The 12,450-nt window shown below is 47.8% G+C and carries 12 protein-coding genes and 1 tRNA gene; 5 read left to right on the top strand and 8 right to left on the bottom strand.

Going from position 1 to position 12,450, the window contains the following annotated elements; translation table 11 throughout:
• Positions 1-2 precede the first annotated feature (2 nt).
• From QN379_RS22235 to QN379_RS22215, 5 genes are all read right to left on the bottom strand, one after another.
• A tRNA-Ser gene (locus QN379_RS22235) sits at positions 3-89 on the bottom strand.
• A 111-nt stretch (positions 90-200) separates the two neighbouring features.
• On the bottom strand, positions 201-1,472 hold the full coding sequence (hemW, locus tag QN379_RS22230; protein WP_323507643.1) for a radical SAM family heme chaperone HemW: 1,272 nt from the start codon (positions 1,470-1,472) through the stop codon (positions 201-203).
• Positions 1,469-2,053, bottom strand: coding sequence for an RdgB/HAM1 family non-canonical purine NTP pyrophosphatase (rdgB, locus tag QN379_RS22225; protein WP_322238447.1), 585 nt, complete (start codon positions 2,051-2,053; stop codon positions 1,469-1,471). Before rdgB ends, hemW begins: the two co-directional genes overlap by 4 nt.
• Positions 2,054-2,272: 219 nt before the next feature.
• Entirely contained in the window at positions 2,273-3,019 is a 747-nt protein-coding gene (gene rph / locus QN379_RS22220; protein ID WP_323507642.1) for a ribonuclease PH, read from the bottom strand.
• Positions 3,020-3,324: 305 nt separating this feature from the next.
• Positions 3,325-4,341 (bottom strand): serine/threonine-protein kinase, encoded by a 1,017-nt coding sequence (locus QN379_RS22215; protein ID WP_323507641.1) that lies wholly within the window; start codon positions 4,339-4,341, stop codon positions 3,325-3,327.
• A gap of 127 nt (positions 4,342-4,468) precedes the next feature.
• On the opposite strand from QN379_RS22215, the gene QN379_RS22210 reads away from it, so the two are divergent.
• The gene (locus QN379_RS22210; protein WP_323507644.1) at positions 4,469-5,374 is read left to right on the top strand and encodes a YicC/YloC family endoribonuclease; all 906 of its coding nucleotides are present in this window, start codon (positions 4,469-4,471) and stop codon (positions 5,372-5,374) included.
• Positions 5,375-5,498: 124 nt separating this feature from the next.
• Here QN379_RS22210 and QN379_RS22205 read toward each other — a convergent pair whose 3' ends face one another.
• From QN379_RS22205 to QN379_RS22195, 3 genes are all read right to left on the bottom strand, one after another.
• A complete protein-coding gene (locus QN379_RS22205; protein ID WP_323507640.1) occupies positions 5,499-5,894 on the bottom strand; it encodes a lysozyme inhibitor LprI family protein in 396 nt (131 codons plus the stop codon).
• 315 nt (positions 5,895-6,209) lie between these two features.
• On the bottom strand, positions 6,210-7,520 hold the full coding sequence (locus tag QN379_RS22200; protein ID WP_323507639.1) for a homoserine dehydrogenase: 1,311 nt from the start codon (positions 7,518-7,520) through the stop codon (positions 6,210-6,212).
• Positions 7,521-7,666: 146 nt separating this feature from the next.
• Positions 7,667-8,896 (bottom strand): pyridoxal phosphate-dependent aminotransferase, encoded by a 1,230-nt coding sequence (locus QN379_RS22195; RefSeq protein WP_322238438.1) that lies wholly within the window; start codon positions 8,894-8,896, stop codon positions 7,667-7,669.
• A 317-nt stretch (positions 8,897-9,213) separates the two neighbouring features.
• Between QN379_RS22195 and QN379_RS22190 the strand changes: the two genes are divergently transcribed.
• The 4 genes from QN379_RS22190 to QN379_RS22175 form a co-directional block, all read left to right on the top strand.
• Positions 9,214-9,630, top strand: a complete 417-nt coding sequence (locus QN379_RS22190) for an Mth938-like domain-containing protein (protein ID WP_322238436.1) — start codon at positions 9,214-9,216, stop codon at positions 9,628-9,630.
• Positions 9,623-11,416, top strand: a complete 1,794-nt coding sequence (locus QN379_RS22185; protein ID WP_323507638.1) for a glycosyltransferase family 39 protein — start codon at positions 9,623-9,625, stop codon at positions 11,414-11,416. The genes QN379_RS22190 and QN379_RS22185 overlap by 8 nt, the downstream gene beginning before the upstream one ends.
• Positions 11,417-11,421: 5 nt before the next feature.
• On the top strand, positions 11,422-11,793 hold the full coding sequence (locus QN379_RS22180; protein WP_323507637.1) for an EamA family transporter: 372 nt from the start codon (positions 11,422-11,424) through the stop codon (positions 11,791-11,793).
• A 160-nt stretch (positions 11,794-11,953) separates the two neighbouring features.
• Positions 11,954-12,450 (top strand): DegT/DnrJ/EryC1/StrS aminotransferase family protein (locus QN379_RS22175; protein ID WP_323507636.1); only part of this gene is annotated, 497 nt, incomplete at its 3' end.

The raw sequence follows: 12,450 nt of genomic DNA, 5'->3' as shown, positions 1-12,450 counted from the left end.
GGCGGAAGCGGTGAGATTCGAACTCACGAACGGGATAAACCGTCGCTAGTTTTCAAGACTAGTGCCTTCAACCACTCGGCCACACTTCCAGAGAGGCGAATTATACATAAGTCGCGCTGAAATGACGATAGCTGGATGCTAAATTTTAGACAATGTTTGAATTTTTTTGTTTTAAATGTCATTAGCGGGCTTAATTCTAATTAATCTACCAAAAACATCTGCTGTAAATCATTCAAAAAGCGCTCCCCAAGCGCTGTAGGTTTAATCAATTTATGATCTCGATAAAGTAAACCTTTTGCTTCCGCGTCGTTTAGAGATTTTTCGATCGTACTCAGAGACATGCCGGTTCGTTCGGCAAATAGATTGACCTCGAAACCGCCATTTAGCCGCAATGCGTTTAGCATGAATTCAAATCCTAACTCGCCTCTTTCAATCTCAACCTCTTCTTGCACTACGTTGCCAAGTCTGGTTTGTTCCAAATAGGCTTTGGGTTGCTTGTAGCGGACTTGTCGAATCACGCGATGGGGAAAGGATATTTTTGAGTGCGCACCGGCACCAATACCCAGATAGTCCCCAAACTGCCAATAATTCAAATTGTGTCGCGCTTGTCGACCGGGCTGAGCGTAAGCCGATACTTCATAATGTCCATAACCCGCTTCGGCCGTTAACGCGGTGATCATATCTTGCATTTCGGCGCTGGCATCATCATCAGGAACTAGCGGGGGATATTTGGCGAAATAAGTATTCGGCTCCAGCGTCAAGTGGTACATCGATAGATGCGGGGGGGCGAAACCGATAGCTGTCGTGACGTCATGGCGTGCTTCTTCCTGCGTCTGGCCGGGCAACGCATACATCAGATCCAGATTAAAGTTATCAAATGTCTGTTGCGCGATCTCGACAGCGCGACGCGCTTCGCCATCATCGTGAATCCGCCCTAATGCTTGAAGGTGGCGGCCATTGAAACTTTGAATTCCAATCGACAGCCGATTTATTCCACTAGCGCGATAGGACTTGAACTTCTCGACTTCGAAAGTACCCGGATTAGCCTCCATCGTTATTTCGGCAGCGCCATCCAGCGGTAGTAGTGCACGAATATCCGACATTAAGCGATCGAGTCCCGCTGCAGACATCAAACTGGGCGTTCCTCCACCGATGAAAATTGAGTATATCTTGCGACCCCAAATAAGCGGTAACGCATTTTCGAGATCAGCCCGCAACGCGGTGAGATATTCTTCTTCTGGAAAACCGCCCTTTGCCTCGTGCGAATTGAAGTCGCAATACGGGCACTTTTTGACACACCACGGAAAATGTACATATAGTGATAGCGGCGGTAATGCGCTCAGATGTAAATGTCCTGGCTTTAAATAAGCGAGCGCTGCTTGCGCTGCGCCGTCCAAAGTTTCAACCGAACTTTCTGCCGAGGCCACTTTTGTTTTGGTTGGCGTGCTGCCAATAAGCTTAATAGGAATCATCGCAATTTTTCAACTAGTGCGCGTAACGCCTGACCGCGATGTGACAGAGCATTTTTTTCACTCGAAGTCAGCTCAGCGGCAGTTTTTCCTAAATCAGGCAACAGAAAATGCGCATCGTAACCAAATCCACCATCGCCGCGTGGTTCCGCGATGATTTCTCCGTGCCAGCTGCCATCTGCAATGACTGGCTGTGGATCGTTAGCGTGACGCACAAATACCAGCACACAATAATAATAAGCCGATTTGTCTTGATGCTGGACAAGATCTGTTACTAGTTTGCGATTGTTTTCCGCATCGGATTTGGGTTCGCCAGCATAGCGCGCTGACAATACGCCGGGTGCACCTTGCAGCGCATTAACGCATACGCCGGAATCGTCAGCCAAAGCGGGCTGCCCCGTCAGTCGGGCGGCATGACGTGCTTTAGTCAATGCATTTTCAACAAATGTCAGGTATGGTTCATCCGCTTCAGGAACGTTAAATTCGCCCTGTGGATGCACGTCGAATCCAACGCGGGAGAGCAATTGACCAAATTCTTTTAATTTGCCAGCGTTATTTGATGCTAAAACCAGAGTGCGTAACATAGATAGGTAACTCAAAACAAAACGTATAAAGACAATACTCTAGCATCGCTGGTAGAAGGAGGGTAAACAGGCAGAATCATGGCTATAGACAGGGCGCAGCATTTGTAACAAGCAGCGACCAAAACCGCGTTAAACGGCAGGCAAAAAGGGGGGCGATTTTATTTACCTGGCCTTGTGTCACGCGCTTCGATACTGCTTTGATGCCTGCCGATCAACGGACTATGCTGATAAGCCCAGTACTTCACGCTGCATCGCTATCAATTGACCGATACCGGTTTGTGCCAGATCCAGCAAACTATTTAGCGTCGAACGATCAAATGCCACACCTTCTGCAGTGCCCTGCACTTCAATAAAATGGCCGGCATCGGTCATCACCACATTCATGTCCGTATCGCAGCCGGAATCTTCAAGATAATCCAAATCCAGTACAGGCGAACCCTGAACGACACCAACTGAAATCGCAGCCACAAAATGCTTCAGCGGTATAGCGGTGATCGCCTTGCTATCGACTAGCGTAGAAAATGCGTCGTAAGCAGCAACCATCGCGCCGGTAATAGCCGCCGTGCGGGTACCGCCATCGGCCTGGATGACATCGCAATCAAGATGCAACGTTCGCTCGCCAAAGGCTTCCAGATCAAAGGCCGCGCGCAAGGAGCGCCCTATTAATCGTTGTATTTCTTGCGTTCGGCCAGATTGCTTACCACGCGCGGCTTCACGATCCATACGCGTGTTGGTGGAGCGTGGCAGCATGCCGTACTCTGCTGTCAGCCAGCCTTGCCCTTTGCCTTTTAGGAAACCGGGGACTTTGTCCGAAAGGCTTGCGGTACAAATGACTTTGGTGTCGCCAAACTCAATCAATACTGAGCCTTCGGCATGCTTGGTGTAATTGCGGGTCAGGCGCACAGGACGCAAAGCGTCGGCGGAACGGCCACTTGGACGGGTGAATTTATGTGAAGCAGACAGCATTGTTATTCCTTAATAATCGGTGATGCCATGAAAGGAGTCGTCGCGGTCGTTGATTTTTCTATAACGTACCGAATTTCTTCTATCGCTTTTTCGCTTTCCTCATCTTTAAACGTTTCACCTATTTAACAGGCGGTATGTCGAGAGGCTTGAATTGTCGCCGTGAAGGCCTTCATTGGCAAGGTGTGAATAACGCTTGAGGTCGATTGGTTTTCAATGTTACACGTGCTTTCCCACACCATCGCTGCTTTTGCCTACAATACGGATCGCGTTGCGATGGGCTTGAGATAAATTATCACTTAAGAGCACTAACATCGGGTATTTTCCTGAATGGTTTCCGCAGGAATTGGCAATCGGCGACGAAACTGTAAGTGTGAAAAAAACAAGCTCCGTACCTTGCGCGACACTTTATCCATAATTCGCAATTCTTCTTTATGTACAGGTGTCATTAACGCTCGCTGCAATGCAAATACACTTTGGGGGCGCTCTAAAGGATCAATCATCAGGCTCCAACGGACTACCTGAATTAATTCAGGGGTATAGAACCCTTCCAACTTACGAAAATGCTCCTGCATTTTGTCATTAAGCTTGCGCTGATCGACCGGTTGCGGTGGCGCACCTGTCATACACGCAAATATAGAGGCGCCAATACTATAAATATCGGTCCACGGCCCTAACTCACCATTTTTTTCATACAACTCTGCAGGTGCAAAACCAGGCGTGTACATAGGATATAGTTTGGGAGAATCAGTGCGCAACGTTTGTCGGGCGGCACCAAAATCCAGCAAAATCGGCGTCCCGTCAGCGCGTAAATAAATATTCGCCGGTTTGATATCCAGATGTAACAGCTTGTGCGTATGAACTTCGCGCAACCCATTCATGACTTGATGAAACATCTTACGTATAAATCTTTCAGAAACCAGCGGTTTTTCACCCTTGTCCCGACGTCGCAAAATATGCTCTTGTAGCGAGCGTCCTGACTCATATGCCATGACCATATAGACTGTGTCATTAGCGCGAAAGAAATTCAGTACACTAACAACGTTCGGATGGGAAATATGGGCGAGCGAGCGCCCTTCTTCAAAAAAACATTTAAGGCCGATGCGAAAAATAGGCAAATTTTCGGGAGGAATCGCCGGTGACAACTCCCCCCATTGACGTAATGCCAGCGAACTCGGCAAATATTCCTTTATAGCGACGGCATTGCCTTCATCGTCATAGGCCAGGTAGACAATACTGAACCCGCCCGAAGCAATCTTCTTTACAATGCGATATCCAGCGAGCTTAAGCCCATCAGGCAGTGGAGCATTGTTTTGTGCTGCCATACGATCGTAGTCCTATCAGTTGTCGGTGATTTTGATCCCATAATCTGCTGCGTGACTGAGATTGTCTTGATAATTCATAAATTTGTAAACAAGAATCAAAGAGGACTTTATTTTGACTATTTCCAGCATGACCGGCTATGCCGTCAATACCTATCAAAGCGCTGCCGGCACCATTACTATAGAGCTGAAAAGCGTGAATTCACGTTTTTTAGATTTGCAATTCCGAATTAATGACGATCTGAGGGCGTTGGAACCTGCGTTGCGTGAGGCAATTATGGCGCGCATCAGTCGTGGCAAAGTCGAGTGCCGACTAAGTTTTGGACGCAAAGCAGGTAATGACAGCAGCCAAACGTTAAATACGATGCTCTTGGCAGCGTTAGCCGAACTACAAAATACCGTGCAGAAACAGTTTGGTGAGGCGAGCCCGCTATCAGTTGGTGAATTATTGCGCTGGCCTGGCGTGATCGAAGAGACTGTCATTAGTCAGGATATGCTTCAAGCAGACGTTCAGACTACGATGGCGACGACGCTCGACGCCTTTGCTGAGTCACGCGTGCGCGAAGGTTCTGCACTGACTGCGACCATCATTGCACGTATTGATGCGATGGAAATCATTGTCCAAAGAATCACTCCATTGGTGCCACAAGTGATCGCCCAATTTCAGCAAAAGGCCATTGCCCGTATGCAAGAAGCCTTAGGTTTGGCTCAGCCGGATTCTACCGCAGCCGGCCCAGCGTCTGGGCTGTCGCGTGATGAAGCAATGGATAGGATTAGACAGGAAGTAACACTATATGGGATTCGGATTGATATTGCAGAAGAACTGTCTCGACTAGGTGCGCATTTAACTGAAACCCGCCACATTTTGAAAAAAGGCGGTCCTGTCGGGAAACGGCTTGATTTTATGATGCAAGAACTGAATCGCGAGGCTAACACGGTTGGTTCAAAAGCGGCGATCAAAGAACTCGCCGACGCGTCAATGGAACTTAAACTATTAATCGACCAAATGCGGGAACAAGTACAGAATTTGGAATAAAACATGCTTAACGTCGTGTGACTCAAAAAATGCAAACAGCGGCCCGCTCACGCCGGTCGCTTTTTATATGCGTTATTTTTTAGGGCTACCAACTACATCGCCGACACATAAGCACCGGACCAGATCACTGGTCGCTTGAGCTAAATTCCTTTAAATCTTTAGTTCGCTGAGCCGCATGTTGGGTCATGCAACCCAAGTAAGCAATGGTTCGGATTGTTCCGCCTTCGTTGTAGGTATAAATTGCCTTGCAATCATTTTCCCTGAATGTTACCCAGGCACGTTGCGCATTAACCAGATACTGCTTAATGACTGAATTCTGACTATCAGGCGTATCTTTGTCTGAGAATTTTTTTAACAACGATTGATAAACTTGGTTGAGGGAGCGATCGCTTTGCTCAAACTGCTTCTGTCCACATGCATTTATCTCAATGGTATTGCGCTGAGTGAGACAAGGGTCTTGCGCTTCAGCAAAGGCAGTCAGCGGTAAAAGACATACTAAAACGATCAATAATTTATGCATACGGTACGATCCCAATCATGCTGCGCCACAACGTTAGGCGCTATAAAAGTTCTACTTGCCTCGTTATTCAACATCCGACATTACGACCAAGTGAGCAAAATACTGATTGCGTGTTCGTTAATTCAAATAACGAAAAAGGCCAGCACCCTATGCAATGCTTTTCAATTAAGCAAAAAAATATCCGGCTGAGTGGCGTTTATTATTTGCATTCACTAAACAGCAATACAACCTTTGCTGACCTTGGTAATGTCGTATTTTCTGCGCAAAAAATTAATCAAGCGCTATATTGAAGGGCATCTTTAAATAACACTCTGCTTAAGTCAACTCTTCCAGGCGAATCTTGGTGACCGTACCAACGACTGTCTCCAGTGCTTCGATTTTGGCAATAGCCGCTTCTACGTTTTTCTCTTGCGTTTGATGTGTCAGCATAATGATATCGGTACAGGTTTCCCCTTCGGCTGGCTCTTTTTGTAACATCGCGCTGATAGAAATCAACGAATCGGCAAGGATGCGCGTCACATCGGCAATGACGCCCGGTTGGTCCGTAACACGCATGCGCAAATAGTAACTAGTGGTGATTTCGGCCATCGGCAAAATCTCAATATCAGTCATCGCGTCTGGCTGGAAGGCCAGATGTGGTACCCGATGCTCAGGGTCAGCTGTCGCTAATCGGGTGATATCGACCAAATCGGCAATGACTGCTGAAGCGGTAGGCTCGGAACCGGCACCCTTGCCGTAATAGAGCGTTTCACCAACCGCATCGCCACGGACCAGCACCGCATTCATCGCACCCTCGACGTTTGCAATCAAACGACTTGCCGGTACCAAAGTTGGATGCACGCGCAACTCAATACCTGCCGCCGTCCGTTTGGTAATACCGAGTAACTTAATACGGTAACCAAGTTGTTCAGCGTAGCGAATATCCGTCGCCTGCAACTTTGTTATGCCTTCAACATGGGCCTTATTAAATTGCACAGGAATACCAAACGCAATTGCCGCCATGATCGTTAGCTTATGCGCCGCGTCTACGCCTTCAATATCAAAAGTCGGATCCGCTTCGGCGTAGCCCAAGCGTTGCGCTTCCTTCAGGACAACTTCGAAATCAAGCCCTTTATCCCGCATTTCGGACAAAATGAAGTTCGTAGTACCGTTGATGATCCCAGCGATCCATTCGATGCGATTAGCCGTCAGACCTTCGCGTAACGCTTTTATGATAGGAATGCCGCCAGCAACAGCGGCCTCAAATGCCACGATGACGCCTTTTTCCTGTGCTGCTTTGAAAATTTCGTTTCCATGAATCGCAATTAACGCTTTGTTTGCTGTTACTACATGTTTGCCATTCGCAATCGCTTTCAGGACCAGATCTTTCGCGATGCCGTAGCCGCCGATCAGCTCAATGACGATGTCAATATCTGGGTTATTGATGACAAGGCTGGCGTCGTTCACCACTTCCACTTCGCCATTGGTCAATTGTTTTGCGCGCTCAGTATTGAGATCGGCCACCATCGTAATTTCAATACCGCGACCAGCGCGTGCTGCGATTTCCTGCTGATTGCGTTTCAATACATTGAACGTACCGGACCCGACCGTGCCGATGCCAAGCAAACCTACTTTGATGGATTTCATAGTCTCTACTATCTGTAAAAAATGCTACTAGCGAAATGGCACTTAGGCCAATTCGACGGGATGAACAACAACATGAAGTTCATCGATTAATAAATTTAAGGTGTTAGCTGTATTCGATGTTTGATGTACTTCTTATTGAGAGCACTTTACGCAGTACCGTGCCGCTTGCGATACCCTTCGAGAAAGTGCGCAATTCGCCCAACCGACACTGCCAAATCGTCCGTATTTGGCAAAAATACCACGCGAAAATGATCTTGCGTCGGGCAATTAAAGCCAGTTCCCTGCACGACTAAGACCCGTTCCTCGGCCAGCAACTGATAAGCAAAATCCTGATCATCAGCAATCGGGTACATATGTGGATCGAGGCGCGGAAACATATACAGCGCCGCTTTTGGCTTAACGCATGTCACCCCAGGAATATCAGTCAGCAACTTATACGCCATATCACGCTGACGGGTCAGACGACCGGTGGGACTCACCAGGTCATTGATACTCTGGTAACCACCTAACGCGGTTTGAATCGCATATTGACCTGGTGCGTTGGCGCACAAACGCATTGACGCCAGCATGTTCAAGCCTTCGATGTAACTTTTTGCATGTCTTTTTTCGCCCGACACAACCATCCAGCCAGCCCGATATCCGCATGAACGGTAATTTTTTGATAAGCCGTTAAAGGTAATAAACAGCACATCATCGGCAAGCGACGCAAGCGAGGTGTGGGTGTGCCCGTCGTATAACACTTTGTCGTATATTTCATCTGCAAAGATGATCAGCTGATGCTCACGCGCCAGATCAACTATTTCTTGCAGCAACGTATCCGGATACAAAGCACCGGTAGGATTATTCGGATTGATGACAACAATCGCACGCGTGTTGGCGTTGATTTTACTTCTTATATCAGCAATATCAGGGAACCAATCCGCTTTTTCATCGCAAATATAATGGCGTGGAATCCCCCCCGACAGACTCACTGCAGCAGTCCATAACGGATAGTCGGGCGATGGTACCAACACTTCGTCGCCGGTATTGAGTAGCGCATTCATACTCATCACAATCAGTTCCGAAGCACCGTTGCCAAGATAGATATCCTCAATCGTGACGCCCTGGATTTTCTTTTGTTGGGTGTAATGCATCACCGATTTACGTGGCGCAAACATACCCTTAGAATCCGTATAACCGGCGGCATTACCCATGTTGCGGATCATATCCTGAACGATTTCATCAGGCGGTTCAAAGCCAAACACGGCCAGATTGCCAATGTTTAACTTAATAATTTTGTGGCCTTCTTCTTCCATTTGCCGTGCTTTTTCCAGCACAGGCCCACGGATATCGTAGCAAACGTCGTCCAGTTTTTTTGATTTTTTAATCGTCCGCACAGCGCATTCCTTGTTAGTTGATGACAATCACATCCGCTAATGCGTGTCACTGGGTTGCTGCGTTAATGGTTGCACTAAATGGCTACATTTAGGAATTACATTAACTATCCAGGGTACTAGCGCATCTCACTGACGTAAAAAATAGGCCAGAACTAACCATTTTGCCGAAAGCGAAGCGCTTTATCAATCAAATTATCATGTAATACCACGTCGTTCCCCATGGAAAACGCTACAATGCAGCACTTTATTTTCCTTTTTACGGGAATTGGCGGACTGTAGACGGTCTAATAGCAGTCAATCACGCGGAGAATCAGACTATGAAGCTTCATCACACTACTACACAACAATATCAAACCGTAACCGCTTACGATGACGACGGTGTCGACATCAACATGGTGCGTTTTAATTACAGCCTTCTCGTTTTGCCTGAATTACCGCCAGTCGCCTGGCCTGTTCGGAGCTTTGATCGACTAGACCCCGAACACTTCGCACATATCGGCAGTACCAATCCCGACGTGGTAATACTAGGTACAGGCAAACGGCAGCGCTTCATCCATCCCAAATTGACCACCGTACTGACTGCACGTCGTATCGGCGTGGAGTGTATGGATAATCAGGCGGCATGCCGAACATACAACATTTTGATGGCTGAGGGCCGCAAGGTCGCCTTAGCATTAATTTTCGAACTAGTCGTTCCGACACCACCAACCAAGGAACTCGCCAAAGATGCGTGAACTGCATAAATCCAAAACCTTCGTATGGGTGTTGTTTCTCCTGTTTTGCATCATTTGGTGCTACATGTTAGGTGCAAGGACGTTAGTCCCGAGCGATGAAGGTCGCTACGCTGAAATGGCGCGCGAGATGGTGGCCACGGGCGACTGGATCACATTGCGATTAAATGGTATCAAGTATTTTGAAAAGCCACCTCTACAAACCTGGATGAACGCATTGACCTTTCAAGTGTTTGGCCTGGGTGAATGGCAGGCACGTTTGTGGACTGGTTTATGTGGTTTGCTAGGAGTTGTGCTGGTGGCATACACCGGCCGTAAAGTATTTTCGGAACGGATTGGATTTTTTGCCGCCTTGGTGCTTGGCTCCAGCTTTCTGTGGGCTGGGTTGGGTCATATCAATACGCTTGATATGGGCCTCGCTGCGATGATGACACTTTCGCTGTCTGGCTTACTGTTGGCACAGCGTACTGACGCCACTGCTGCACAACAACGCAACTGGATGCTGGTGTGTTGGGCGGGCATGGCCTTGTCTGTGCTGTCGAAGGGACTTATTGGCATACTTATACCTGGTGCTGTTCTTGTGCTCTACACCGTGTTTTCACGCGATTGGGCGATCTGGAAACGCTTGCATCTGTTAAAAGGACTGATCCTGTTTTTTGTGATCGCCACCCCTTGGTTTGTTCTAATTACGCTCAAAAATCCCGAGTTTCCGCAATTTTTCTTCATCCATGAGCAGTTCCAGCGGTTCACCAGCAAGATTCATCATCGTTATGGACCACCCTATTACTTTGTGCCAATTTTGCTGTTGGGCATTATTCCATGGTTAGGCGTCCTTTTCCAGAGTTTATGGAACGGTGCACACGAACGCAACGCAGCATCCGGCTTCCAGCCGAAAAAGATGTTATTAATTTGGACACTGTTCATTTTCGTCTTTTTCAGTATTTCTGACTCGAAGCTGCCGTCCTACATCTTGCCGATTTTTCCGTCGTTAGCTTTACTCATTGCTTGCCATCTGGATAGAGCCTCAAACAAGGCAATCAATGCCTCGGCATTAGTCTTACTTATTCCTGGCTTGGTCGGTGTAGCGCTCGCCTGGAAAATACCTTCTCTGGCAAAAGATGCATTCTCCGCACCACTCATGGCGGCTCATGTTCCATGGGTATTTGCGGCATCGGTCATTGCTTGCATTGGCGCTGTCGCCGCCTTGCTCCTTTCACGTCGTCAAAAAGAATGGGCAATTGTGGCTTTGGCTGCCAGCGGTTTTGTGGGTGGACAGCTCCTAATGTACGGACATGATCCGCAAGGTCGTTACTCAGCTGGTATCGACATGGTTCCTGCGATTGAGGCCGAGTTGACGCCAGAAACCCCCATTTATGTTGTAGGGAAATATGAGCAGTCATTGCCATTTTATCTACGTCGCACCATGATTATGGTGCAGCATATGGATGAACTCGAGTTCGGTCTCACGCAAGAGCCGCAATTATGGATTCCGACAGTCGATGCGTTTGCGGTGAAGTGGACTGCAGACCACGCGGCTGGCAAGAAAGATGTTGCGATCATGCGCCCCGAAAATTATGTAGAGTTGCAAAAAAGTGGCATCCCAATGCGTGTCATTGCGCAAGATCCAAGGCGTGTAGTAGTAACTAATGCAATGCTTAAACCTGGTGAAAAATCGAATCCAGCTAATGTTCCTAAAATGGGAGGAAATCCGGCTTCGCCTGAACCATCGTCGTCCATGCCAGATGCCGATGCCACATCACCCACATCAATTTCGTCCCAAAAGGAATAGGGCCCATGAATATTACGACCTTCGGCTTTATTTTGACTGGTGTATTGCTCAATGCATTGGCACAATTACTCCTTAAAGCAGGAACCAATGCAGTCGGCGCCATTCACTTGACGAGCGAAAACTGGTTTCCAACCGGCATTAAACTGATCACGCAATTGCCGATCCTCGGTGGTTTGACCTGCTATGTTATTTCAGTTTGTGTCTGGATCATCGGACTTTCCCGCGTCGACGTAACCATCGCTTACCCAATGCTTTCGTTGGGTTACATCGTCAGCGCGATTGGCGCGTGGTACTTTTTGGGTGAAGTCATTTCGGCGCAACGAATAATGGGGATTGGCGTCATTATTGTCGGTGTTGTGTTACTCACGCGCAGTTAAATATAGGCGGTAGCAGGCTTTGGAGTGCAGAACTCGCCGAAGCTTTCTCCAGCCAAGTCCGAGCTATAGTCGCGTTATACTTAACCCGCTATTTTTAACATTTGAATTTATTTCCATCAATTGGAATTTATTTACTTAAAATATTGTGATCCACATCGCTATGAGCCAACAACCATTTCTCCCATTCTCCAAGCCAACCATCGACGAAGACACCATCGCCGCAGTGAGCGATGTGTTGCGTTCTGGCTGGATCACAAGCGGGCCTAAAGTACAGGCTTTTGAAAGTCAGTTATCTACCTATTTTGGTGGTCGTCCGGTGCGGACCTTCAACTCCGGTACCTGCACGATGGAAATTGCATTACGGATCGCTGGCATTGGCCCCGGAGACGAGGTCATTACAACACCGATTTCTTGGGTTGCCACCGCCAATGTCATTATTGAAACTGGTGCAACACCGGTATTTGCTGATATCGATCCACTTACCCATAATATCGATCTGGACAAGCTGGAAGCCGTCATTACACCTCGCACCAAGGCAATTATTCCTGTTTATTTGGCTGGCTTGCCAATCGACATGGATCGCCTGTATGCGATTGCTAAAAAATATAATCTGCGCGTAGTAGAAGATGCCGCGCAAGCACTCGGCTCATCCTGGAA

Origin of the sequence: Glaciimonas sp. Gout2 (assembly GCF_035018905.1) — a bacterium.
In the GTDB taxonomy this organism is placed as follows: Bacteria; Pseudomonadota; Gammaproteobacteria; order Burkholderiales; family Burkholderiaceae_D; genus Glaciimonas.
The sequence above is the reverse complement of the archived record's forward strand: the minus strand, read 5'-3'. Positions and strand labels throughout refer to the sequence as shown.